Below are 24,656 nucleotides of genomic sequence, written 5' to 3'. Positions count from 1 at the left end.
GACAGATGCGGAAATCGGCGGGCCGAAAGGCGGACCGGTGCGACATGCGCGGCCGGTCCGCCACGAGGGCTCGGCTTACGGACGCGTCGGCCAAGCGCCCTGCAGGGCGATGCAGTAGTTCATCACCAGGTATGGCTGCATGTTTTCGTGCGGCAGACTGCCGCCGGCTATGCCGACTGCCTGCGGGGACAGGGTCGTGAGGGCTGGGGACGAATCCGTCGCGATGAACGCCTGGTTGAATGTCACCTGGAAGCGCGACGGCAGACGGCCTGCTGCCGTTTGTGAAGCTGCACGGCTGTTGTCACCGTATGCGGTGTGCGTGTGAGCGGGCATCTCCTCGCTCAACAGCGTGACCGTCGACGAGCCTTGCAACTCGTTCGGCACGCCGTTCTGCTCCGTGCCTACTACTGCCCGCCCCCGCAGGTCGGGCAAGCCGAACGTGCTCGTGCCGTTGCCGCCATACATGGTGCCCAGGATAGAGAACAGCGCGGTGTTCTGTGAGATCGGCATGATCGCGCCGTCGCAGGCTGCCCAATCCACCGGGGCAAAGTTGAAGCCGAAGACCCGGATTTCTCCGAGGAATTGATCAGACATGGGGTTCCCTTTTCGACTCAGCCTTGCGACGGGTAGATGCCCGCGGTGGCAATGATGTAGTTGATGGAGGCCGTCGGCATTTGATTGGTATGTGGCTGATTGCCACCGGTCTGCCCGATCGTCTGGGGGGCCAGTGCGGCCTTGCCCGGCGGATTTGCCGTGCCGGCGTCGTAGAAGCCCTGCGCGTTCGGTACGGTCGCCAGCAGTGTGCTGGGGCCGGGCGTGATGGTGGTGGCGGCCGCACTGGTGCAGTTGATGGCGTGGTTGTGCCCCGGAATCTGATCGGTCGTCAACGTCACGCTGTCGACGCCGAACTGCTGACCGATCAGGCGGTTGGTGAGCCCTAGGCCCTGCCCTTGTCCCACGGGAAGCTTCCCTTGCAGGTCCGGCAAGCCGAAGTTGCTCTGGCCATCGCCACCGTAAGTGGTGCCGAGCAGGGTGAAGAGGGCCTCGTTCTCGGATATGCCAATGATCTGGCCCTGGCAAAGCAGCCAGCCCACCGGGGCATAGTTGCCAGCGAACAGGCGGATTTCGCCAACGTATGGTTCTGCCATGAGTGATCTCCTAGCCGCGTGACGGGTACACGCCGGTCAGCGCGATGATGTAGTTCAGCGCCAGCGAAGGCTGCATGTTCTCGTGCGGCTGGTTGCCGCCGCTGCTGGAGCCGCAGGCTTCGCTCGACAGTGGCGTCAATGTGCCCGGGGCGCCGTAAAGCAGGGTGCCCGCGCTTGGGGGCCCCGGATTCGTCGCGTTGTAAATGTTGCTGGTGGCTAGAAGATGGTTCTGCGTGATGCCGGTATTCGGCAATGTGGCAGGCGTCGTCGATGCGGTGAATGAGTGGCTGTGCGCCGGCAGTTGCGGGGTCGACAGCGTGACGGTCTCGGCGCCACCTACCTCGCCCTGCACGTAGTCCTGGAGGTCGCGGTGCAGCGGCGTGCGGCCGCGCAGGTCCGGCAACGCGAAGTTGGTCGTGCCATTGCCGCCATATTGGGTGCCCAGCAGCGAAAACAGCGCGGTGTTCGTCTGGATGGGCAGCAGTGCGCCATTGCACAAGGCCCATCCTTTTGGTGGAAAAGGAAATCCACAGAGGCGAATCTCGCCCAGGTATTGATCCACGACCCCTCCTCGTAATGTGGCATCGCCACGATATTGAATTCTTCGCTTCGAAGCAGAAATTTTTCTATTAATGGTCTCTGCGTCTCAATTTGATTGCCAGTCTGGTCATGGTGTATCAGCAGACATAATGGACGGGATTTTCGCGTTGCCCATATGAAAATCCAGTGTCAAGGCAGAAGAGCGTGCCAAAAGCGACACATCATGCCAATTCATCCGAAAGTTGGTATTGACGACACGGGACGCCTTTCATAGCATCGCGTCGGGATCATTACGCCTGCTCATTTTAAAAGAAACAAAGGGGCATTGATCTGCCGGGGGGTATTTGTGAGGGTTAACGCTTAATCATTGCATGGTTAGACGCTATGCAACGGATTGTAGGTGTTCAAATCTGCGCGCTATTTCCCCTCATTACCGGGGGGTGCCTGATAGGGATCAGGCACTGAATTTCCCATGACGCCACAAAGAGAAAAGCCCGCGACAGAGCGGGCGGAGCGAGGGAGAAATGCGCGTGCTGAAACAAAGCAGCCCGTATGGCCGGCGTGGGGTCGCCGGATGGTCAATGTTCAGGTGCCTGAAGGCGCAGGGGCGGGAATGGATGCGCCGGGGCCTGCTGGCTTTTCTGGCGATTTGGCTGACGGTGTTGTCGCAGGGCGCGCTTGCAAACATCTCGTGCTCCGTCTCGTTTTCGATGCAGCAGAACACGACGAAAACCTACACGCTGACGTCCAGTGAAAATTCGGTATGTGACCCGCTCAATGCGGGGTTGGCGTTCGACACCATCGGGGATCAAAACTTCAACTCCACCTCGGGTGCCGTTACTACGCCGACCACGCAAGGCGGCACGTTCTATATCTTTGCGAACGTTCCTGGCGGCGGCGGTGCCGCCAACGGTTTTGTCTACACGCCACCAAGCCCCTCTTTCAGCGGCACCGATACGGCGACGTTCTTCATCACGGATAACGGCGGCGCTTGGACTGCGACAGGTTTCTTGACGATTACCGTCACCCCGACCTCGCCCACGGTAACCAGCGTCTCGCCCACCGCAGGCCCGACTGCCGGTGGCACCTCCGTCACCATTACCGGCACCAATTTCACCAGCGTAACGGCGGTCAAGTTTGGCGCGACCAACGCCACCGGCTTCACTATTGATAGCGCCACGCAGATCACGGCCACCTCGCCGGCAGGGGCCGCTGGCACTGTTGACGTCACCGTGACCAACGCTAGCGGAACCAGCACCACCGGCATCGCCGACCGATACACCTTTGTGGCGCCTCCCGTTGCGAACGCGGTCAGCACCACCGTTACACACGGCAGTACAAGCAACCCCGTCACGCTGAACATCACCGGAGGCACGCCGACCGGCGTGGCCGTCGCAACGCAGGCAGCGCACGGCACAGCCACCGCGTCGGGCACGTCGATCACCTACACGCCCAGCGCGTCCTACTCTGGCTCGGACTCATTCACGTACACGGCAACCAACGCGGGCGGCACGTCTGCTCCGGCCACCGTGACCGTCACCGTGTCGAATCCGACAGTCACGTATGGGCCGTCCTCGCCTGCAGCCGGCACGGTGGGTACGGCTTATAGCCAAACGCTGGCTTCGGCCAGTGGCGGCACGGCGCCTTATACCTACACGATCGCGTCGGGTGCGCTGCCGGCGGGCATCTCGCTGGCCAGCGACGGCACGCTGTCGGGCACGCCCACGGCGGGCGGTACGTTCAACTTCACCGTTACGGCCACCGACAGCAGCACAGGCACCGGCCCGTTCACGGCGACCAGCGGTACGCTCACGCTGACCGTCGCCGCGCCGACGATCACGCTCTCGCCGTCCACACTGAGCAATGCCACCGTTGCAACGGCATACAGCCAGACGATCACGGCCAGCGGCGGTACGGCGGCCTACACTTACGCCATCACTGCTGGAGCGTTGCCGGCCGGCCTCACGCTCAGTTCTGGCGGCGTGCTGTCGGGGACGCCCACGGCAGGCGGCACGTTCAACTTCACCGTGACCACCACCGATAGCAGTACCGGCAGCGGCCCGTATACGGGCAGCCGCGCCTATTCGCTGGTCGTCAATGCGCCCACGTTGGCGATCACACCGGCATCGGGCAGCCTCAGCGCTTCGGCCGGCGTGGCTTACAGCCAGACCTTCACAGGCAGCGGTGGTCTGGCGCCATACACCTATAGCCTTGCGGTCAATAGCGGGACGATGCCGACCGGTCTCTCGTTCAGCACCGGCACCGGCGTGTTGTCCGGTACGCCCACCACCACGGGCGTGGTCAATTTCACGGTGACTGCCACCGACCACGCAACGGGCACCGGGCCGTACAGCACGTCTGGCACCTACACGCTGACCACCTCGGCGCCCACCATTACTGTGTCGCCCACCACACTGAGTGCGGCAACTGTCGGCGCCGCCTACAGCCAGACTGCCACGGCCAGCGGGGGTGCCGCGCCTTATAGCTACGCACTGACTGCCGGTGCGCTGCCAGCGGGCCTGAGCATGAACAGCAGCACTGGGGCGATCACCGGCACGCCCACGGCGGGCGGCACCTTCAACTTCACCGTCACGGCCACCGACGCCAACAGCTATACCGGCTCGCGTGCGTACACCGTGACGGTGAGCGCTGCCACCGTCACGGTGAGCCCGAGCACGTTGCCGGGCGCTACCGTCGCTACGGCTTACAGCCAGACCATCTTGGCCAGCGGCGGCACAGGTTCCTACACGTATGCCGTCACGGCGGGTTCGCTGCCGGCGGGGCTGACGCTGTCCAGTAACGGCACGCTGTCGGGTACGTCCACGTCGGGTGGCGTGTTCAACTTCACTGTCACCGCGACTGACAGCAGTACCGGAACCGGCCCCTACACCGGAAGCCGAGCCTACTCGCTGACGATCGCGTCGCCCACCTTGACCATCACACCGGCCTCGGGTTCTCTCAGTGGCGTAGCAGGCACGGCGTACAGCCGCAACTTCACGGCAAGTGGTGGTACGAGCCCATACATCTATGGCCTCGTGGTCAACAGCGGCACCATGCCCGCGGGCCTGACGTGGAACGGCGCCACCGGCACGCTGTCAGGTACTCCAACCACGGCCGGCACGGTCAGCTTTACCGTCACCGCGACCGACAGTTCGACGGGGACGGGTGCTCCATTTGCGGTAGGCGGGGTCTATACGCTCACCATCGCCGCGCCTAGCGTGACGGTATCGCCTGCCACGCTGCCCAACCCGGCGATTGCATCGGCGTACAGCCAAACCATCTCGGCAGCCAATGGCACCGCGCCGTACACCTACGCTGTGACGGCGGGTGCGTTGCCGGCAGGCCTGAGCTTGAACACCACCACCGGCGTCCTCTCGGGCACGCCCACCGCAGGCGGAACGTTCAACTTCACCATCACGGCGACGGATGCCAATAGCTTCACGGCCAGCCGTGCCTACAGCGTCACCATCGGTGCGCCCACGGTCACGGTGAGTCCTGCGGCCGCCAATTCGGCCCAGGTCACCACGGCCTACAGCCAGACCTTCAGTGCGGCCGGCGGCACCGCGCCTTACACGTACGCCGTGTCCACAGGTACGTTGCCTGCGGGCCTGAGCCTGAACGCCAGCACAGGCGTTCTGTCAGGCACGCCCACTACGCTGGGCAGCAGCACCTTCACCGTGAAGGCCACTGACAGCAGTACCGGCACCGGCGCCCCGTACAACGGGACACGCAGCTACACGATCACGGTGGGCCAGGTAATCGGCACCGCGCCGGCAATCACGGCCACCACCATGTCGACGGCACCGATCACGCTGCATGCAACGGCCAATGCAACGGGCGGTCCGTTCTCGTCCATCGCAATTGTCAGTCCGCCTGCCAGCGGCACCGCCGTCGTCAACGGTCTGGACATCATCTACACGCCGACCCCGACCACCTCCGGCGCAGTCAACTTCACCTATGCGCTGATCAACACGGCTGGCACATCCGCGCCAATTCCGGTGACGGTCAACGTGAATGCGGTGCCGATTGCCGTGGCGCAGAAACAGGCCACCACGTCGTCTGGCCAGGCGGTGAGCGTGGACTTGACCGAAGGCGCCACGGGCGGCCCCTTCACGGGGGCGACGCTGGTGTCGGTGGCGCCAGCCAACGCCGGCACGGCCACGATCGTGCAGAAGGCTGTGCAGACGCCGGCGGGCGTGAGGAGCCCGGCTGCGGCGGCATCGACCTATGTGCTGAACTTCACCCCGTCGGGCACCTACAGCGGCCAGGCCGTGCTGACGTACACGCTGTCCAACGCCTTTGCCACCTCGACACCGGCCACCGTGCAGGTGAGCGTGGCGCCGCGCAAGGACCCCTCGGCCGACCCGGATGTGGCAGGTCTGATCAACGCGCAAGTCCAGGCCGCGCGCCGCTTTGCCACCACGCAGATCGACAACTACAACCGTCGCCTGGAAGCGCTGCATGGCACTGGCCGGGCACCGTCGGGCAACGGTTTGACTGTCGCCATGCCGGGCCAGCGCGTGGACATGCAAGCGCGTTGCCAGGATGTCGCCGGCATTGCCGCGCACGATGCCTGCATGCGCGGTGACGGCCTGGGCGTGCGGCCATTCGCGCGCGGCAAGCGCAACACCGATGCGGCCAACGGCAACACCGACAAGTCGAACGCCGATGCGGGTCCCGACCTGCCCGGTGCTGATGCAGCCGGCGCTGGCCCGGACAACACCGATCCGAATCTCGCGTTCTGGAGCGCCGGTACGCTGGACTTTGGTTTCGCCAACGCTGGCACGCAACGCTCCGGTTTCCGCTTCACCACAGGCGGTGTGACGGCCGGCGCAGACTATCGAGTGTCGGATCAGCTCTCGATCGGTGGCGGCTTCGGCTACGGGCGTGACTCCACCGACATCGGCAACGCGGGCACCAAGAGCACGGGCGACAGCTATAGCCTTGCGCTCTACGGCAGCTATCGCCCGCTGCCTTCGTTGTTCGTCGATGGTGTGGCCGGCTTCGGCACGCTCAGTTTTGACTCGCGCCGCTGGGTGACGGACTCCAACGACTTTGCCACCGGCAAGCGCAACGGCAAACAAGTGTTCGCCTCCGTGTCGGCCGGCTATGAGCATCGCGATCGCACGTGGCTGATCTCGCCTTACGGGCGCCTGGCGGTCTCGCAATCGACGCTGGATCAGTTCACCGAATCGGGCGCAGGCATCAACGCGCTGACGTATTTCGATCAGACGGTGACGACGGTATCCGGCACGCTGGGCCTGCGTGCGGAATACACGCAGAAGACCAAGTGGGGCACGTTCCTGCCGTTCGCACGGGTGGAGTACCAGCACGACTTCAATGGGCAGAGCAATGCAGGGTTGGCGTATGCCGATCTGGCATCGGCGGGCCCGGCTTACTACGTGCCGGGTACGCCGTTTGGGCGCGATCGCATGCAGATCGGGTTGGGAACGAAGTTCCGCACCGGGCCGCTCACGTTTGGGTTGGACTACAGCGTGATGGCCGGGATGGGCGGTTTGCAGCAGGGGATTCGGTTGACGTTTGCTGCACCGTTCTGAGGCAATAAGCGGTAAGCGCCCAACAAAAAGCCAGCCTTCGGGCTGGCTTTTTTTTCGAACGAGATGTCAGCGCATCAGGTTGCCGTCGAGGATTCCGCCGGCTTCTCCCCAGTCAACAAGTAATGCATCAACTCCCGCACCGGCCGAATCGCCTCCCCAAACGGCAACTTCCCAGCCCCACGGAAAAACAGCCCGCGCTCCACATCCCCACGCAGCGCCTGCGCAAGCTTCAGGTCAATGCAAAACTGCCCGACCTTGCCAATCCCATCCCGCAGTCCGCAGGTCTGCAAACAATCGAACCCCTGCAGGCAATCCCGCACCTTGGCCTTGGCCTGCAGCGCGCTTTCGCGTGAGAGATAACGCGACAGCCAAGGCGTCATCACGGCGCGAGCCGGCAACCCAGCCACGCTGACGAACTCGCCGATATCGCCTTGCTCCGCGCCCGTCAGCACCCGCTTGAAGCGCACGTGCGCATCGCCCTCTTCCGTCACCGCAAACGCAGTGCCGAGCTGCACCGCAGCGGCGCCCTTGTCGAGCCAATGCTTCACCTTGGCATGCGAATCAATGCCGCCGGCCAGGATGATCGGAATCTGTTCCGCAGCCAGCCCCAGCTTGATGAACAGTTCACGGCATTCGTCCAGCACGCGCGCGAACGAAAAGCGCTCGTCGCGCAAATCCTCAATGCGGGCTGCGCCCAAGTGCCCGCCCGCATGCGTCGGATGCTCGATCACCACCGCATCCGGCAACCGCGACTTCTTCATCCACCGCTTGAGCACCACGCCCACGCCGCGCGAGTCGGAAAGGATTGGGATCAGCGCGACCCTCGGGTGCTCGGCGGTCATCTCGGGCAGATCGAGCGGAAGCCCCGCGCCCATGACGATGGCATCCGCGCCGCTCTCGCAGGCCTGGCGCACGAGCGCGGGGTGCGATTCCACCGCCTTCATCACGTTCACGGCGATCATGCCGTTGCCCTGGCTGCCTTCACGCGCGGCGCGAATCTCGCGGTCCAGCGCGACGAGGTTGGCGGCGTTGATGGCGTCCTTGTCGCGCGATTTTTCAGTCGCGGCAACCAAGTCCGCATGGTGATGCCGCAAGTCGATGCTGGCGATGGTGCCGACGCCGCCTTCGCGCGCCACGGCGCCGGCCAGCCGGTGCGCCGAAATACCCACGCCCATCCCGCCCTGCACGATGGGTACGAGGCTGCGCCCCGCGAGTGTGAACCGACGCTCCAGCATGACAACTCCCAGCGGCAATGCCGCAATGCAATAGAAAAGGGATTGAGCGTCGCATAGGTGAAACGCAGCGGGGTTGCGCAAGATCAAGGCCGGCTGCGTCAGTGCGCGCCGCCGCACATTGCATGGCGGTTTGGACTGAAATGACCCGTCGGCCGTCACCTCATTGGTTTTCGTGCTGGCAACGCCGGCAGCCCTGTGCTTAAATTCAGCCTCGTTGGATGAAACAGGGGTGCCGTACGGATGGGCCGTGCGGCTGAGAGAGTCCCTTCGCACCCGATCCGGTTCGTACCGGCGTGGGAAGTTTCAGAACACCGCGTAGTCTCTGGCAGCCACCCCTCAGTTCTTCGGGTCACGCCACCTCTCCCGGTTTCGTCCACTGCCTGCTCCACCAGGCCACAGAATCTAGGACGAGACCATGCCCCAAGCCAAAAACGCCCCCGCCGCATCGTTCGACTCGCTGCAGTCCGAGCTCGACCAGAAGTTCGCCTATCCGGCCTCCAGCAAGACCTACATCAACGGCAGCCGCCCGGATATCCGCGTGCCGATGCGCACCATCAAGCAGACCGCCACGCGCACCGACAAGGGCGAGATGCTGAACCCGCCGGTGCCGGTGTACGACACCTCGGGCCCGTACTCCGACCCGGACGTGCACATTGATCTGAAGGCGGGCTTGGCCCCGCTGCGCGCCAAGTGGATCGACGAGCGCGGCGATACGGAAATCCTCTCGGGCCTGTCGTCCGAATACGGCCGCACGCGTGCCAATGATCCGGCCACGGCCCACCTGCGCTTTGCACAACTGACGAACCCGCGCCGCGCCAAGGCCGGCGCCAACGTGAGCCAGATGCACTACGCGCGTCGCGGCATCATCACGCCCGAAATGGAATACGTCGCGCTGCGTGAATCGCTGAACCTGCAGGCGCTGCAAGACAAGCCCGAGTACCGCCAACTGCTCAAGCAGCATCCGGGCTTCTCGTACGGCGCCAATCTGCCGCAGCGCCCGGAAGACATCACGCCGGAATTCGTGCGTGCGGAAATCGCTGCAGGCCGCGCGATCATCCCCGCCAACATCAACCACACCGAGCTGGAGCCGATGGCCATCGGCCGCAACTTCCGCGTGAAGATCAACGGCAACCTCGGCAACTCGGCGGTGACGTCATCGCTGGCCGAGGAAGTGGAAAAGATGGTGTGGGCGATCCGCTGGGGCGCCGACACGATCATGGACTTGTCCACGGGCAAGCACATCCATGAGACGCGCGAATGGATCCTGCGCAACTCGCCGGTGCCCATCGGCACGGTGCCGATCTACCAGGCGTTGGACAAGACCGGCGGCGTGGCCGAAGACCTGACGTGGGAGATGTTCCGCGACACGCTGATCGAACAGGCCGAGCAAGGCGTGGACTACTTCACCATCCACGCGGGCGTGCTGCTGCGCTATGTGCCGCTCACGGCCGATCGCATCACGGGCATCGTCTCGCGCGGTGGTTCGATCATGGCCAAGTGGTGCCTGGCGCATCACAAGGAAAACTTCCTGTACACGCACTTCGACGAGATCTGCGAAATCATGAAGGCGTACGACGTGTCGTTCAGCCTGGGCGATGGCCTGCGCCCGGGTTGCATTGCCGACTCGAACGACGCCGCGCAATTTGGCGAGCTGCACACGCTGGGCGAACTCACCAAGAAGGCGTGGGAGCACGACGTGCAGGTCATGATCGAAGGCCCGGGCCACGTGCCGCTGCAGCGCGTGCAGGCCAACATGGACGAAGAGCTGAAGCACTGCTTCGAAGCCCCGTTCTACACGCTGGGCCCGCTGGTGACCGACATCGCCCCGGGCTACGACCACATCACCAGCGGCATCGGCGCAGCCAACATCGGCTGGTACGGCACCGCCATGCTCTGCTACGTCACGCCCAAGGAGCACCTGGGCCTGCCGGACAAGGAAGACGTGCGCGAAGGCATCATCACCTACAAGATCGCTGCGCACGCGGCTGACCTTGCCAAGGGCTGGCCGGGCGCGCAGCTGCGTGACAACGCGCTGTCCAAGGCACGTTTCGAATTCCGCTGGGAAGACCAGTTCAACCTCGGCCTCGATCCGGAGAAGGCACGCGCCTTCCACGATGAAACGCTGCCGGCCGAGGGCGCCAAGATCGCGCATTTCTGTTCGATGTGCGGTCCGAAGTTCTGCTCGATGAAGATCACGCAGGAAGTGCGCGACTACGCGGCATCGCTCGACGCCAACGCCACTGCCGCCGCAGTTAACCCAACTGCGGGCATGGAAGAGAAGTCGATCGAGTTCCGCAAGAGCGGCAGCAAGATCTACAGCTAACCAACCGGTGCAATGCCAACCTCGACTTCATTCGACGTAACGATCCTCGGTGGCGGCCTCGCTGGCCGCCTGTGTGCCTGGCAGCTCGCGCAAACGGGGGTGCCCCCCGCGCGCATTGCCGTGGTGGAGCGCGGCCCGCGCGACGGCAGCGGTGCCGCCGCGTATGTTGCTGCAGCCATGCTGGCGCCATTGGCCGAAGCTGCCGTGGCCGATCGTTTCGTCGTCGACTTGGGGTTGGCAAGCCTGGCGCTGTGGCGCGATTGGTTGCCCAAGCTACGCACGCCGGTCTTCTTCCAGGAGGCCGGCACGCTGGTGGTGTGGCATGCGGCGGACCGTGGAGAGGCATCGCTGTTTGCCAACCACGTGCGCAATGCCGCCCCGCCCGAGCGCGTGGCGGCTGATCTGCGTGCCGTAGACGCAACGGGCATTGCCCAGCTCGAGCCGCTGCTCGCACAGCGCTTCACGCAAGGGCTGTATCTGGCAGGCGAAGGCCAACTGGACCCGCGTGGCGTGTTGGATGCGCTGGCGACCGAGCTTGAAGCGCTGGGCGTGCAACTGCGCTGGAACACGGAAGTTGCCGATCCGAGCCCCGACGCGCTGGCCGCTGCAGGGCTTGGCGCGCGCCTCGTGCTCGATTGCCGTGGCCTGGGTGCCAAGCCGCAATGGCCGCGCTTGCGTGGCCTGCGCGGCGAGGTGGCGCGCATCCATGCGCCCGACGTGTCGCTCACGCGGCCGGTGCGCATGCTGCATCCGCGCTATCCGCTGTACATCGCGCCCAAGCCGGGCAATGTCTACGTGATTGGCGCGACCGAGCTTGAATCCGACGACATGTCGCCGGCAAGCGTGCGCTCCACGCTGGAATTGCTGTCTGCGGCCTACGCCGTGCACCCCGCGTTTGGCGAGGCGCGCGTGCTCGAGCTGAACACACAGTGCCGGCCGACGCTCCCGGACCACCGTCCGGCCATCCGCTGGGATGGCGCTGGCACGCTGTCGGTCAATGGCCTGTACCGGCACGGCTACATGATTGCGCCCGCCGTCACCCAAGCCGCGGTGGCAGCGGCGTGCGACGTGCTGGACGGTTGTGCCTTCGATACGGACGACTGCGAATGGCCTGCGCTGTTCGCTGGCGCCGTATCCCCCGAACCTGTTTTGTCATGACGCTGAACGTCACCCTCAACGACCTGTCGCTCGCGCTGCCTGCGGGCAGCACGCTGGCCGATGCCATTGGTGCTGCCGCGCCGCAACTGCAGATCGCCCCGCCGTTTGCCGCATCGGTGAATGGCGATTTCGTGCCCAAGGCGCGCCATGCGCAGCATGCGCTCAACACGGGCGACCGCATTGCACTCGTGCAGCCTGTCGTGGGCGGCTAGGAGTTTCTGATGTCGACAACCAATCTTTCCACCGTGGCTGACCCGCTGCGCCTGTACGACGAGACCTTCGCCTCGCGCCTGCTGCTCGGCACGGCGCGTTATCCGTCGCCGCAATCGCTGGAAGACGCGGTGCGCGTGTCCAACCCGGCCATGCTGACGGTCGCGCTGCGCCGCCAGAGCGCCGGCTCGCCCGAGGGCGGCGCCGGCTTCTGGAAGATGCTGCGCGCGCTCGGCGTGCCCGTGCTGCCGAATACCGCTGGCTGCTATTCCGCCGACGAGGCTTACACGCTCGCGCAGATGTCGCGCGAAGTGTTCGAGACCGATTGGATCAAGCTCGAAGTCATCGGCGATGACTACACGCTGCAGCCGGACACGCTCGCGCTGCCGGCCGCCGCCGAACGCCTCATCCGCGATGGCTTCAAGGTGCTGCCGTATTGCACCGAAGACCTCGTGCTGTGCCGCCGCCTGCTCGACGTCGGCTGCCAGGCGCTGATGCCCTGGGCCGCGCCCATTGGCACCGGCCGCGGGCCCACCAACCCGTACGGCCTGCGCCTGCTGCGCGAGCGCCTGCCCAACGTGCCGCTCATCGTCGATGCGGGCCTGGGTGTGCCGTCTCACGCCACGCAAGTCATGGAATGGGGCTACGACGCCGTGCTGCTGAACACCGCTGTCGCGCAAGCGGGCGACCCGGTGGCGATGGCGCAGGCGTTTGCGATGGCCACGCAGGCTGGTCGTCTCGCGCGCCTGTCTGGCCCGATGCCTGAGCGTGATGTTGCGCAGGCCAGCACGCCGGTTGTTGGGTTGCCGTTCTGGCATGCGGAAGAGAAGCAGGCATGAGTGCATCCGCCTTGCGTTTTTCCGCTGCGTGGCCGGAAGCCGCTGCATTCGCCGCACAGATCATCGATCGCCATGTGGAAGCGTTTGGTCGCGCGCCGCACGCCTGGAGCGTGACCGACCGTGCTGACGAAGCCACCACTCCCAACACTGTTCTGCTGACGACGGATGCGGCGCAAGCCGAACGAGCTCGCTCTGCTGGCGCCGCTGTTGTGCTGATGGCAGTGGAAGGCGATCAACGCGTCGACACCGTGTGCGACCGCCTCGGCACGTACCGCTTCGCGTCTTCGGCACAAGGCGATGCATTCGATGCGCGCTTTGCCGCCATCTTCGGTGCGGCGCTCGCGCTGGCATTCGAGCCGCGCGATGCGCTGTGCGTGGCGCGCGCGTGGATCGCCGAAGGCAATGCCGACGCGCTCGCCTGGCCGACGCACTTCAACGCCCTGCCCCGCGTGCTCGAACCGGCCTTGCCGTGCCCGACCGCAGCGGACCTCGCCTTTGCGCCGTGCCCGACGCAACTCGGCATCTACGCCGTTGTGCCGGACGCTGAATGGGTCGAGCGCCTCGTCGCGCTGAAGGTGCCGACGGTGCAACTGCGCTTCAAAACTGACGATGCGCATGCCGTGGTCGACCAAGTTCGCCGCGCAGATGCAGCGGCACGCGGCAGTGCTACGCGCCTGTTCATCAATGACCATTGGCGCGTGGCGCTGGACGTGCACGCAGAAGTACCCAACAGCGGCATCTACGGCATCCACCTCGGCCAGGAAGATATCGACGATGCTGACCTGGTGGCGATCCGCTCGGCCGGACTGCGCCTTGGCATCAGCACGCACGGCTTTGCCGAAATGCTGCGCGTCGCACCGCTAAACCCGAGCTACCTAGCGCTGGGTGCCGTGTTTGCCACACCCACCAAGACCATGCCGACCGTGCCGCAGGGCCTCGGCCGCTTGTTCGCCTACGCCGCCGCCATGCGCACGCGTGTGCCGGCCCCGCCGCTGGTGGCCATCGGCGGCATCGATCTGGCAGCGATGCCGCGCGTGCTGGAATCCGGCGTGGGCTCTGTGGCGGTGGTGCGTGCCATCACCCAGGCAGCCGATGTGCCGGCTGCGGTGGACGCGCTGCAAGCGACGTTCGCGGCGCACGTGCGCGCGTAAGCATCGCGCGCTGCACGCAAGCGCGCTTGCGCCGCGCACCCGGGTTTTCGCTGACCTATCCTGTTCGTGCGCCGCTGCGGCTGCTGCCGCGGTGGTGAACCCCAATCACGCTGCAGGAGACAAGACATGGCGGTCCAGCCCATCCCCGAGGGTTACCACAGCGTCACCCCGTACCTGAGCATCAAAGGCGCCGCGCGCGCCATCGACTTCTACAAGCAGGCCTTCGGCGCCACCGAAATCATGCGCATGAACGGCCCCAACGGCACCATCGCGCACGCTGAAATGCGCATCGGCAATTCACCGATCATGCTGGCCGATGAATTCCCCAACATGGCCTGCGCCAGCCCCGACACACTGCAGAGCACGTCGGTCGGGATGATGATCTACGTGCCCAACGTGGACGCCGTATTTGCCAATGCCCTGAAGGCCGGCGGTACGGAAGTCCGCCCGGTGGTGGACCAGTTCTACGGCGACCGCTCCGGCACGCTCAAAGACCCGTTCGGCCACGTGTGGACGGTCTCAACGCATGTGGAAGACGTGGCGCCCGATGAGATGGCCAAGCGCATGGAGAAGTGGACGAAGGAGCAGGCGGCGGCGTCGGCGTGAATATCGGTGTGGCAAAGAAAAAGCGCGGACGAGAGCCGCGCTTTTTTTTGCCCATGTTTGTTGATGGCCTAGCGCGGCTGGCACGTCACCTGCACGTTGTTCACATCGCCATTGACCGTGCCGCTGCCATTGGTCACCACGCAGTTGGCCGATGCGGGCTGCGCGCTGATCGTCACCACGTAGCTATTGTCGAATGGCACCAGCCCGCCAAACACGAACGGGCCGTTGGCCGCCAGCGTGAGCGAATCGCGGCCGTTGTTGAGCAATACGATCGATTGGCCGCCGGGCAGCCCGGTCAGCGTGCCGCCAATCGAGAAGACGCTGCCGATGGGCGAGCCCAGGCTGATGTAGCCATTGCAGGCACCGATCAGCGCGCACAGCGCAGCCACCGGAAGGCAGCGAACCAGCACGATCGGCAGGCGTTTCATGGCAGCTCCCCTGATCAGTCTTCCTCGACATCCACTTCAAGCGAGCGCGGTGCTGCGAGCGGCCGCGGTGCGAACCCGTGGTTCAACGGACCCGCGCCACGCCCGAGCGCCAGATGGCGGCCCGCACCGATGGCATGCAGCAGGTAGTCGAGCGCGGCTTCGATGGCCACTTCCAGCACATCACCGCGCGCCAGGTGCGCGGCAATGGCGGCGGACAACGTGCAGCCTGTGCCGTGTGTGTGCGGCGTGTCGATGTAGGTATGGGCGTAGACGCGCTCGGTGCCGTCGGCGGTGACGAGCACGTCTTGCAGCACGCCGTCTTCGCCGGCGTTGGCCGTGGCGCTCAGATGCCCGCCCTTGAGCAGCACGGCGCGGGGCCCAAGCGCCAGCAGGTCACGCGCGGCGGGCAGCATGTCGTCGGCCGTGCGCACCTCGCGGCCGAGCAGCGCGCTGGCTTCCGGCAGGTTGGGCGTGACGAGCAGCGCGCGGGGGAACAGCCACTTCGCCATCGCCTGCGCCGTGGCATCGCTGCCGAGCTGCGCGCCGCTGGTGCTGACCATGACCGGATCGACGACCAGGTTGGCGATCGGGTGGCGGTCCAGCGCAGAGAGGATGGCCTCCACCACCTGCGGCGTGCCGAGCATGCCGGTCTTGGCAGCGTCCACGCCAATGTCGGTTGTCACGGCATCGATCTGCGCGGCGACGATGTCGGGTGTGAGCGATTCCACCGCCGTCACACCCAGCGTGTTCTGTGCGGTGATGGCCGTGATGGCCGACATGCCGTAGCAGCCGAGCGCGGCAAACGTCTTCAGGTCAGCCTGGATGCCCGCACCGCCGCCACTGTCCGAACCGGCGATGGTGAGCACGCGCGGCACGTGCGAGGCGGGAGCGGCAAACGCAGCGAGGGTCGGGTCGGTGATCGTCATGTCGGTGCGAATGTTTGGGGGGGTGTTTCGCACTATAGCGCTATCGCGGCCGGATCGACGCGCCGGCCTCTGACCTTGGAAGGCGACGGTTTCAGGCCCAAGCGCGAAGCGAAAACCGTGGAGCGTGACGGTTTTTGGCTCGGGCGCGAGGCTCAAACCGTGAGGGGCGATCGTTTCCGGCCCGAAGGCGAGCCTCAGACCGTGGAGTGCGACGCCCTGACCCTCGATCACGAGGCCCAAACCGTGGAGCGTCACCCCGCGAGGGTCGAACGCGGGGCTCAGAGCGCGGCGCACCGCTGTCAAAGCACCGTTTTGTTGGCTCTTGGAGAGCCGCGCGTGGGGCTCCGAGCGCCGTTCCCCACCCTCCAAGGCTGGAGCGTGAGGGTTGGAGCGTGGAAGGCCGCCCTCCGAGGTCGAAAATTTGAAGCTCGGAGAGCGGAGCACCGGCCTTGGGTGCTGGCGATCGACTCTCCGACCCTGGAGCACGAGGCCTTCTGCCCCGCGCTCCGGCTGCAGACGGCGGCGCGTCAGTCCATCAGGTCGGTGTAATCGGCGGCGGCGTAGCGTTGGGCGCGTTCCCACGGTGCGGCGGTGGGCGCCGGCAATGCCGTCACGCGCGTGAGCTTGCGTTGCGTGCCGGTGGCGTTGCGCGATTCCACGCGACGCGGGTATTGGCCGGCCACGTCCCAATCGACGGTGACGGTGCGCTCGCCCTGCGTCGCGCGGTAGGTCTGCACGCCATTGCGTACCGGGCCTTCGACGCGCATGCCCTTGAGCGCGGCCGGGTCGAGCAGGTGATAGGCCGTCGCCCACGAGCCGTCGAAGCCGATGTTGGAGTATTCGGCCGGTTCCACGGCGTAGTTCTTCTGCTGCGATTCGCTGACTACGCGCACGGTCAGCGCGCCCTTGGCGTCGCGTTCGATCCAGCGTGGGGCGGTGTCGGTGTCGGCGTGCTTGTGGCCGGCGTGGGTGTTGGCGTGGTCATGCTCGGCGTGCGCCGACGCGGGCGGTAGTTCGCGTGCGATCCAGACGCGGTCGCCCTGGCGATAGACGCGCTCGGCAAAGCGGACGTCGCGCTGGATGCCGTCGGTGCCGAGCGACGAGAGTTGATGTTCGACGCGCAGGGCGGTCAGCGAGTTGGATGAAGCCGGGCCGGCGGCCTGTGCCGTGCCGGCAAGCGCGGCGAACGCGAGCGAAAGAAGGAAGCGAGCAGATCGGGTCATACGAATTTGGTCAGGCTGAAACGAAAAAAGCGCATGCCGATTGCCTCGGCATGCGCATCAATGGAAACGCAGGAATCAGAGGCCCATGGCCGTCTTGACCACGCCGAACACTTTCGTGTTGTCCAGCGTGCCCTTCAGCGGTGCGCTGCCCGGACCAGAGGAGAACAGCATCACATCCCCGCCGCCGTGCGTTTCCGAACCAGGGGTGCCGAGCTGCACGCCCACTTCCTGCAGGTAATCGTCTGCAGCCGTATCGACCGCGGCCACGTTGTCGCGCGTGGCCTTGCGCGGCGTGCCGCCGTTGCCGAACACCAGCGTGGTGTACGGCAGACCGTCGGCGGCCAATTGCGGCTGGCCGGTCTTGATGTCGTTCGACACGCCCAGGATCGGATTGCCCTTGCGGGGGTAGCCGTTGATCGTCATCGTGTGGTCGTGGTCGGCCGTGACGACGATCAGCGTGTTCGATAGATCCGCAATCGACAGCGCGCGCTTGATGGCTTCGTCGAATGCGCCCGCGTCTTCCAGTGCGCGTTTGGCATTGGTGCCGTGCAGCGCGTGGTCGATGCGGCCGCCTTCCACCATCAGGAAGTAGCCCTTGCCGTTCTTTTGCAGCACGCGCATGGCCTTCTCGGTCATGTCGGCCAGGCTGGGCTCATCCACATTGTTCTTCTTGCGGTCCAGCTCGTAGTTCATGTGGTCCAGGTTGAACAGGCCGAGCAGCTTGTTCGTCGTCGCCGGGTTGACGGCGGTCAGCGCCGTGCCGGTGGTCACGTAGGTGTAGCCGGCGGTCTGGAACTGGGCGGTCAGGTCGGTCGTGTCGGTGCGCTTGCTGCCCGTGGTGCCTTGCGGCAGGTAGTGACGGCGGCCGCCGCCGAGCAGCACGTCCAGACCATCCTTGAGCGCGGCGTTGTACAGCGCGTTGCCGGGCGCGCCCTGCGCAGCGATCTGGTTTTCACCGTCGCGGTGGCAGATGTGCGAGTACGTGGCGGCCGGCGTGGCGTGCGTGACGCGCGTGGTCGTCACCGCGCCCACCGACTTGCCGGCAGCCTTGGCCAGTTCCAGCAGCGTCACGGCCGGCGTGCCGTTGTTGGCGGGGCACGTGCTGTCTGCACCGCTCACGTAGCCCTTGCCGGTGGCATCGCTGGCTTTGGTGTCGGCCGACATGGAGATGACTTCGTTGTTCATCTTCACGCCGGTCATGTACGCCGACATCGACGGCGCGCTGTCGGTGGTCTGCGCATCGTTGGAATACGTCTTGATGCGCGCCGTGCGCTTGAGCGATTCCATCGTCAGGCGGCCGGCCTCGCCCACCTTGTAGATGCGCGTGGCGGTGACGGTGGTCGGGCCCATGCCGTCGCCCAGGAAGAAGATCACGTTCTTGGCTTCACCGGCGGCGTGCGCTTGTGCGCAGGCACCGGCTGCCAGCGCCAGCAGCGTGGCGCGCAGGATACGGTTCGATTGCTTGTTCATGATTGCCCTCTCCCTCTTACAGACCCACGGCCTGCTTGATGAGGCCGAAGACCTCGGTGTTGTCCATCGTGCCGGTAAAGCGCTCGGCACCCAGGCCGCGTGCGCCGATGAAGACATCGGTGCCGCCGTGCGTTTCGCCGCCCGGCGCAACCGGGATCACGGCTTCCTGGTGATACGTCTTGTCGTACACGGCAGCATCCGTCAGCGCGCCGCGCGTGGCGGGGCGGTTCTCACCCGTGCCGAAGCCGATGATGGTGAACGGGTTGCCGCCCGTGTCGGTGGCGTTGGCGCCCGTCACGTAGTTCTTCAGCAGGCCGAGCACGCCGGGGTTGCTGTCGCTGGTCGGGCCTGTGCGCTTGGCGTAGCCGTTGAGCACCAGCGTGTGGTCGTGGTCCGCCGTCACGACGATCAGCGTGTTCTTCAAGCCCGGATCGATCGTGTTGAGCTTGTCGATTGCGCCGCGAATGGCGGAGTCGAACGCCACGGTGTCCTGCAGTGCCTTGCGGGCGGTGGTTTCGTGCAGTGCGTGGTCGATGCGGCCGCCTTCCACCATCAGGAAGAAGCCCTTCTTCTTGGCGGCCAGCACGTCGATGGCCTTGTTGGTCATCTCGCCCAGGCTCGGTTCCTTGCTCGGATCACGATCCAGGTCGTACGACATGTGGCTGCTGGTGAACAGGCCCACGACCTTGCCGTCGGTGGCTTGCAGCGTGTCGAACTCGGCTTTGTTGCTGGCATAGCGGTAGCCGCCGGCCTTGAGTTCGGCGATCAGGTCGCGGCCGTCGGTGCGCGCGCCACCCGCCGTGCTCGGCTGGAAGTGCTTGCGGCCGCCGCCAAAGACGACGTCCACGCCATCACCCAGCGCGGCGTTGAAGCCCTTGCCCGCCGGGGTGAGTTGCGCGGCGATGGTGTTCTCGCCATCGCGGTGGCAGATGTGCGAGTACGTGGCGGCTGGCGTGGCGTGCGTGATGCGCGTGGTGGTGACCACGCCCGTGCCATAGCCTGCGGCCTTCATCAGTTCGAGCAGCGTGGTGACGGGCTTGCCGTTGCTGCTCGGGCAGGTGCTGTCGGCGCCCGAGAGGTAATCCTTGCCGCCCGCGTCATAGGCCATCGTGTCCGCAGACATCGAGATGACCTCGTTGTTCATCTTCACGCCGGTCATGTACGCCGACATCGACGGTGCCGAGTCGGTCACCTGCGCGTTGTTCGAGAACGTGCGCACGAAGCCGGTTTCCGGCAGCGTGTCCATGGTCAGTTCGCCGTCTTCGCCCACCTTGTAGATGCGCGCGGCAGTCATGGTGGTCATGCCCATGCCGTCGCCGAGGAAGAACACGACGTTCTTGGCGGGCGTGGTGCTGGGTGGGTTGGCGTCCGGCGCGGCGCTGCCGGCGTTGCTGGACGTGCCGTCGCTGCCGCACGCTGCCATGGCGAGCGCGGCTGCCACGGCGGCGGCGTACTTCGTGAGTTTATGGTTGTGCATCGTTGGCTCCCTGAACGATGCCCGGCACTTTGGTGGCCGCGTGTTGCACATCCGTGATACGGGTGCGCCACTTCCTAACCGGATCGCAAGGTTCGCCTCTGACAGCGCATTGACACTGCGGCGTGATGCGCGCTACGGAGGCTCGATTGCCTGAGCAGGCAACCGACCCCGAGCCAGCATGCGGCGCGATACGATGCGGCATCTGCGATTTGCTCCGCGCCCCCATGCTCACCCGCCAGTTCGTCAGCCACGTCACGCTAAGGCGCGACACCGTTGCCGCGTTCGACGCGTATCCGTTCAGCCTGCCCGCCGTGCGTGCGCTCGACACGCTGGAGCTGCATCCCAAGGTCACGTTCCTCGTTGGCGAAAACGGTTCGGGCAAATCCACGCTCATGGAGGCGATTGCCGTGGCGCTTGGCTTCAACGCCGAGGGCGGCTCGCGCAACTTCAACTTCAGCACCCACGCATCGCACTCCGAGCTGCACGCGCATCTGCGCATTGCCAGGGGCTTTCGCAAGCCGCGCACCGAGTTCTTCCTGCGCGCCGAGAGCTTCTTCAATGTGGCCACGAATATCCAGCAGATGGATGAGGAGCCCGGCCTGGGCGGGCGCGTGATCGATTCCTACGGCGGCCGATCGCTGCATGCGCAATCGCATGGGGAATCGTTTCTCGCGCTGCTGATGAATCGGTTTGGCCCGAACGGCCTGTACCTGCTCGACGAACCCGAGGCGGCGCTGTCGCCGCAGCGGCAGCTGGCCGTGCTCACGCGCCTGCACGACCTGGTGCAGGCGGAAAGCCAGTTTGTGATCGCCACGCACTCGCCCATCCTGATGGCCTATCCCGACGCGTGGATCTATCAATGTGACGGAGACGGCATTCGGCGCGTCGCCTACGAAGAGACCGAGCACTTTCAGGTCACGCGGGACTTTTTGGCGAATCCGCAGCGGATGCTGAACATGCTGCTGGAGCAATGAACGGCCGTGGTGACGGACGGCCGAATCCGCTACAATCCAGCCCATTCCGAGGAGCGTTGCAACGACCGGCCCAAGTTCAGACGGGGCGGCCGCCAGGCTCGGAAGTTCAAACGGCGCTCGCAGTATCGTGGCTGACACGATGGCGAGAACGCATCTATCCGGGGCCCCAGCATGGGCCCCGTCTCAGTGGTTATCTCCCTGCGTGCGGTCACCCATTTTTTCCGGAGTGATCCAATGAACGCTGTCACCGAACTGAAACACGATTACCTCGTCGCCGACATCAAGCTGGCCGACTGGGGCCGCAAGGAAATCGCCATCGCCGAGACCGAAATGCCCGGTCTGATGGCGATTCGCGACGAGTTTGCCGCGAGCCAGCCGCTCAAGGGCGCGCGCATTGCCGGCTCGCTGCACATGACCATCCAGACCGCCGTGCTGATCGAGACGCTCAAGGCACTCGGCGCCGACGTGCGCTGGGCCTCGTGCAACATCTTCTCGACGCAGGACCACGCTGCCGCGGCGATCGCCGTATCGGGCACGCCGGTGTTTGCGTACAAGGGCGAATCGCTCAAGGAATACTGGGACTTCACGCACCGCATCTTCGAATGGGCCGACGGCGGCACGCCGAACATGATCCTGGACGACGGCGGCGACGCAACGATCCTGCTGCACCTGGGCGCCAAGGCTGAGAAGGACGCTTCCGTCATTTCGAAGCCCACCAGCGAAGAAGAAACCTTCTTGTTCGCGGCCATCAAGGAAAAGCTGGCCAAGGACGCAACGTTCTACAGCCGCAACCTTGACGCCATCAAGGGCGTGACCGAAGAAACCACCACGGGCGTGCACCGCCTGTACCAGATGGCCCAGCGCGGCGAACTGCGCTTCCCGGCCATCAACGTGAACGACTCGGTCACCAAGAGCAAGTTCGACAACCTGTACGGCTGCCGTGAATCGCTGGTCGACGGCATCAAGCGCGCGACCGACGTGATGATCGCCGGCAAGGTGGCGGTCGTGGCCGGCTACGGCGACGTGGGCAAGGGCTCGGCACAGGCGCTGCGCGCGCTGTCGGCGCAGGTGTGGGTGACCGAGATCGACCCGATCTGCGCGCTGCAGGCCGCCATGGAAGGCTACCGCGTGGTCACGATGGACTACGCCGCCGAGCACGGCGACATCTTCGTGACTTGCACGGGCAACTACCACGTCATCACGCACGACCACATGGCCAAGATGAAGGACCAGGCCATCGTCTGCAACATCGGCCACTTCGACAACGAGATCGACATCGCCTCGGTTGAGAAGTACCAGTGGGAAGAGATCAAGCCGCAGGTCGATCACGTGATCTTCCCCGACGGCAAGAAGATCATCATCCTGGCCAAGGGCCGCTTGGTGAACCTGGGCTGCGCCACGGGCCACCCGTCGTACGTGATGAGCAGCTCGTTCGCCAACCAGACCATCGCGCAGATCGAGCTGTGGACGGAAGCGCAGAAGGGCTCGAACAAGTACCCGGTGGGCGTGTACACGCTGCCCAAGCATCTGGACGAGAAGGTCGCGCGCCTGCAGCTCAAGAAGCTGAATGCGCAACTGACCGAGCTGACCGACCAGCAAGCCGCGTACATCGGTGTGAGCAAGGAAGGCCCGTACAAGGCTGACCACTACCGCTACTAAGCCGTACCTGCCGGCGGCATTTCCCGCCGCCGGCTCTCCAACCGAGGACTGCTCCATGAGACTGCTCGCTGTCTGGGTCATCAACGCCCTGGCGTTGCTTCTTGTCGCCTATCTGCTCAAAGGCATCCACGTCAACGGCTTCGGCTCCGCGCTGATCGCGGCGCTCGTGCTGGGTCTGGTCAACACGCTGATCCGCCCGATCCTGGTGATCCTCACCCTGCCGGTGACGCTGCTCACGCTTGGGCTGTTCATCTTCATCATCAACGCGCTGCTGTTCCTGTTTGTCGGCAACCTGCTGGCGGGCTTTCAGGTGGCCAGCTTTGGCGCGGCGCTGCTGGGCTCCATCCTGTACAGCGTGATCTCGTGGCTGCTCTCGAGCCTGCTGCTGCGCGAGGCTTAAGGTTTCTGTCATGCAAGATCGTCAATTCAGTTTCGAATTCTTCCCGCCCAAGACGGCGGAAGGCGCCGAGAAGCTGCGCAACACACGCGCGCAGCTTTCGCCGCTCAAGCCGCGCTTCATCTCCGTGACCTTCGGCGCGGGCGGCACCACGCAACAGGGCACGCTCGACGCCGTGGTGGAAATCCAGCGCGAAGGCATCGAAGCGGCGCCGCACCTGTCGTGTGTCGGCTCGTCGCGCGAGAGCATTCGCGGCATCCTCAACACGTATCGCGAGCACGGCATCCGCCGCATCGTGGCGCTACGCGGCGACATGCCCTCGGGCATGGGCGAGATCGGTGAATTCCGCTTCGCCAACGAGCTGGTCGAGTTCATCCGCCAGGAAACCGGCGAGGCTTTCCACATCGAAGTGGCGGCCTATCCGGAATACCACCCGCAGTCGCGCTCGGCGCGGCACGATCTGGAGAACTTCGCCCGCAAGGTGAAGGCCGGTGCCAACTCCGCCATCACGCAGTACTTCTTCAACGCGGACGCGTACTTCCAGTTCGTGGACGACGCACGCAAGCTCGGCGTGGACGTGCCCATCGTGCCCGGCATCATGCCGATCACGAATTCGTCGCAGCTCATGCGTTTTTCCGAGATGTGCGGCGCGGAAGTGCCACGCTGGATCGCCAAGCGCCTCGAAGGCTTCGGCGACGACCGTGAATCGATCCGCGCCTTCGGCCTGGACGTGGTGACGGCCATGTGCGACCGCCTGCTGCAAGGCGGCGCGCCGGGCCTGCATTTCTACACGCTCAACGCCGCCGGCTCCACGCGTGCCATCTGGCAGCGTCTGGGCCTGTAAGCAGAAAGCAGCAAAGCAGAGGAGATCGTCATGGCAGCCGCACCCGATCCGCTGATCGCCTGGTTGCTTGACGAACTCCGGCCGCTCGCCGCGCAAATCGGCGAGATCCGCGCCCGCCGGATGTTCAGCGGGGCGGCGCTGTATTACGACGACATCGTGTTTGCGCTGGTGCTGCGCGGCACGTCTTACCTGCGCGTGGACGACCTCACGCGCGAACGTTTTCTCGCTGAAAAATGCACGCCGTTCAGTTACGAGCGCAACGGCCGCACCATCAGCATGACCGGCTACCTGAGCACGCCGGCAGAGGCGCTCGACGGCGGGCAGCCGTTGCGCGACTGGGCGCGGCTGGCGATTGAAGCCGCACTGCGTGACGCGAATGCCAAGGCGGCCAAGCCGAAGCGCGCCGCAGCAAAGACTGCCAAGGCGCCCAAGGCAACAAAGACAACGGCGACCAAGAGGGTCGCCGCAAAAAAGACAGCCAAACGCTGAA

At 65.2% G+C, this 24,656-nt stretch carries 21 protein-coding genes and 2 riboswitches; of the genes, 12 read left to right on the top strand and 9 right to left on the bottom strand.

Going from position 1 to position 24,656, the window contains the following annotated elements; all coding sequences use genetic code 11:
• Window positions 1-75: 75 nt before the first annotated feature.
• The 3 genes from ACCD03_RS21465 to ACCD03_RS21455 are packed head-to-tail and all read right to left on the bottom strand — an operon-like array spanning window position 76 to window position 1,710.
• Window positions 76-594, bottom strand: a complete 519-nt coding sequence (locus ACCD03_RS21465; RefSeq protein ID WP_045205189.1) for a phage tail protein — start codon at window positions 592-594, stop codon at window positions 76-78.
• 17 nt (window positions 595-611) lie between these two features.
• Window positions 612-1,148, bottom strand: coding sequence for a phage tail protein (locus ACCD03_RS21460; RefSeq protein WP_024977107.1), 537 nt, complete (start codon window positions 1,146-1,148; stop codon window positions 612-614).
• A gap of 10 nt (window positions 1,149-1,158) precedes the next feature.
• The gene (locus ACCD03_RS21455) at window positions 1,159-1,710 is read right to left on the bottom strand and encodes a phage tail protein (protein WP_253535847.1); all 552 of its coding nucleotides are present in this window, start codon (window positions 1,708-1,710) and stop codon (window positions 1,159-1,161) included.
• Between the two features lie 502 nt (window positions 1,711-2,212).
• Here ACCD03_RS21455 and ACCD03_RS21450 point away from each other — a divergent pair.
• Window positions 2,213-7,246 carry a putative Ig domain-containing protein gene (locus ACCD03_RS21450; RefSeq protein WP_413412823.1) on the top strand — a complete coding sequence of 1,678 codons (5,034 nt, stop codon included), beginning with the start codon at window positions 2,213-2,215 and terminating at the stop codon, window positions 7,244-7,246.
• A 74-nt stretch (window positions 7,247-7,320) separates the two neighbouring features.
• On the opposite strand, the gene ACCD03_RS21445 is transcribed toward ACCD03_RS21450, so the two are convergent.
• A complete protein-coding gene (locus ACCD03_RS21445; RefSeq protein ID WP_316677817.1) occupies window positions 7,321-8,481 on the bottom strand; it encodes a nitronate monooxygenase family protein in 1,161 nt (386 codons plus the stop codon).
• Window positions 8,482-8,696: 215 nt separating this feature from the next.
• A riboswitch (TPP riboswitch) is annotated at window positions 8,697-8,798 on the top strand.
• A 98-nt stretch (window positions 8,799-8,896) separates the two neighbouring features.
• Here ACCD03_RS21445 and thiC point away from each other — a divergent pair.
• The 6 genes from thiC (at window position 8,897) to ACCD03_RS21415 (ending at window position 14,768) form a co-directional block, all read left to right on the top strand.
• A complete protein-coding gene (gene thiC / locus ACCD03_RS21440) occupies window positions 8,897-10,804 on the top strand; it encodes a phosphomethylpyrimidine synthase ThiC (RefSeq protein WP_045205184.1) in 1,908 nt (635 codons plus the stop codon).
• A gap of 12 nt (window positions 10,805-10,816) precedes the next feature.
• On the top strand, window positions 10,817-11,962 hold the full coding sequence (locus tag ACCD03_RS21435) for an FAD-dependent oxidoreductase (RefSeq protein ID WP_253535850.1): 1,146 nt from the start codon (window positions 10,817-10,819) through the stop codon (window positions 11,960-11,962).
• Window positions 11,959-12,174: a sulfur carrier protein ThiS gene (gene thiS, locus ACCD03_RS21430; RefSeq protein ID WP_325653930.1), complete on the top strand. Its 216-nt coding sequence runs from the start codon at window positions 11,959-11,961 to the stop codon at window positions 12,172-12,174. The genes ACCD03_RS21435 and thiS overlap by 4 nt, the downstream gene beginning before the upstream one ends.
• 9 nt (window positions 12,175-12,183) lie before the next feature.
• On the top strand, window positions 12,184-13,011 hold the full coding sequence (locus ACCD03_RS21425; RefSeq protein WP_253535851.1) for a thiazole synthase: 828 nt from the start codon (window positions 12,184-12,186) through the stop codon (window positions 13,009-13,011).
• Complete coding sequence (locus ACCD03_RS21420) at window positions 13,008-14,162, top strand: thiamine phosphate synthase (protein ID WP_413412822.1); 1,155 nt, start codon at window positions 13,008-13,010, stop codon at window positions 14,160-14,162. Before ACCD03_RS21425 ends, ACCD03_RS21420 begins: the two co-directional genes overlap by 4 nt.
• Window positions 14,163-14,288: 126 nt before the next feature.
• A complete protein-coding gene (locus tag ACCD03_RS21415) occupies window positions 14,289-14,768 on the top strand; it encodes a VOC family protein (RefSeq protein WP_316677807.1) in 480 nt (159 codons plus the stop codon).
• A 68-nt stretch (window positions 14,769-14,836) separates the two neighbouring features.
• On the opposite strand, the gene ACCD03_RS21410 is transcribed toward ACCD03_RS21415, so the two are convergent.
• From ACCD03_RS21410 to ACCD03_RS21390, 5 genes are all read right to left on the bottom strand, one after another.
• Window positions 14,837-15,196 carry a hypothetical protein gene (locus ACCD03_RS21410; RefSeq protein ID WP_413412821.1) on the bottom strand — a complete coding sequence of 120 codons (360 nt, stop codon included), beginning with the start codon at window positions 15,194-15,196 and terminating at the stop codon, window positions 14,837-14,839.
• Window positions 15,197-15,210: 14 nt separating this feature from the next.
• Entirely contained in the window at window positions 15,211-16,122 is a 912-nt protein-coding gene (gene thiD, locus ACCD03_RS21405; RefSeq protein WP_413412820.1) for a bifunctional hydroxymethylpyrimidine kinase/phosphomethylpyrimidine kinase, read from the bottom strand.
• A gap of 527 nt (window positions 16,123-16,649) precedes the next feature.
• A complete protein-coding gene (locus tag ACCD03_RS21400; RefSeq protein ID WP_413412819.1) occupies window positions 16,650-17,345 on the bottom strand; it encodes a hypothetical protein in 696 nt (231 codons plus the stop codon).
• 75 nt (window positions 17,346-17,420) lie between these two features.
• Entirely contained in the window at window positions 17,421-18,815 is a 1,395-nt protein-coding gene (locus ACCD03_RS21395; protein ID WP_413412818.1) for an alkaline phosphatase, read from the bottom strand.
• Between the two features lie 16 nt (window positions 18,816-18,831).
• Window positions 18,832-20,292, bottom strand: coding sequence for an alkaline phosphatase (locus ACCD03_RS21390; RefSeq protein WP_413412817.1), 1,461 nt, complete (start codon window positions 20,290-20,292; stop codon window positions 18,832-18,834).
• A 224-nt stretch (window positions 20,293-20,516) separates the two neighbouring features.
• Between ACCD03_RS21390 and ACCD03_RS21385 the strand changes: the two genes are divergently transcribed.
• The 5 genes from ACCD03_RS21385 to ACCD03_RS21365 all read left to right on the top strand — a co-directional run bounded on the left by ACCD03_RS21385 (window position 20,517) and on the right by ACCD03_RS21365 (window position 24,655).
• Window positions 20,517-21,266, top strand: coding sequence for an AAA family ATPase (locus ACCD03_RS21385; protein WP_260803693.1), 750 nt, complete (start codon window positions 20,517-20,519; stop codon window positions 21,264-21,266).
• A gap of 42 nt (window positions 21,267-21,308) precedes the next feature.
• A riboswitch (S-adenosyl-L-homocysteine riboswitch) is annotated at window positions 21,309-21,392 on the top strand.
• A gap of 108 nt (window positions 21,393-21,500) precedes the next feature.
• Complete coding sequence (ahcY, locus tag ACCD03_RS21380) at window positions 21,501-22,925, top strand: adenosylhomocysteinase (protein ID WP_413412816.1); 1,425 nt, start codon at window positions 21,501-21,503, stop codon at window positions 22,923-22,925.
• A gap of 55 nt (window positions 22,926-22,980) precedes the next feature.
• A complete protein-coding gene (locus ACCD03_RS21375) occupies window positions 22,981-23,325 on the top strand; it encodes a phage holin family protein (protein WP_004628357.1) in 345 nt (114 codons plus the stop codon).
• 10 nt (window positions 23,326-23,335) lie between these two features.
• On the top strand, window positions 23,336-24,166 hold the full coding sequence (gene metF, locus ACCD03_RS21370) for a methylenetetrahydrofolate reductase [NAD(P)H] (RefSeq protein ID WP_413412815.1): 831 nt from the start codon (window positions 23,336-23,338) through the stop codon (window positions 24,164-24,166).
• A gap of 30 nt (window positions 24,167-24,196) precedes the next feature.
• Window positions 24,197-24,655: a TfoX/Sxy family protein gene (locus tag ACCD03_RS21365; protein ID WP_413412814.1), complete on the top strand. Its 459-nt coding sequence runs from the start codon at window positions 24,197-24,199 to the stop codon at window positions 24,653-24,655.
• The last annotated feature ends 1 nt before the right edge of the window (window position 24,656 follow it).

Origin of the sequence: Ralstonia sp. Ralssp135, assembly GCF_047304345.1 — a bacterium.
In the GTDB taxonomy this organism is placed as follows: Bacteria; Pseudomonadota; Gammaproteobacteria; order Burkholderiales; family Burkholderiaceae; genus Ralstonia; species Ralstonia chuxiongensis.
Note: the sequence above shows the minus strand (reverse complement) of the source record. Positions and strands in the feature narration are given on the sequence as shown.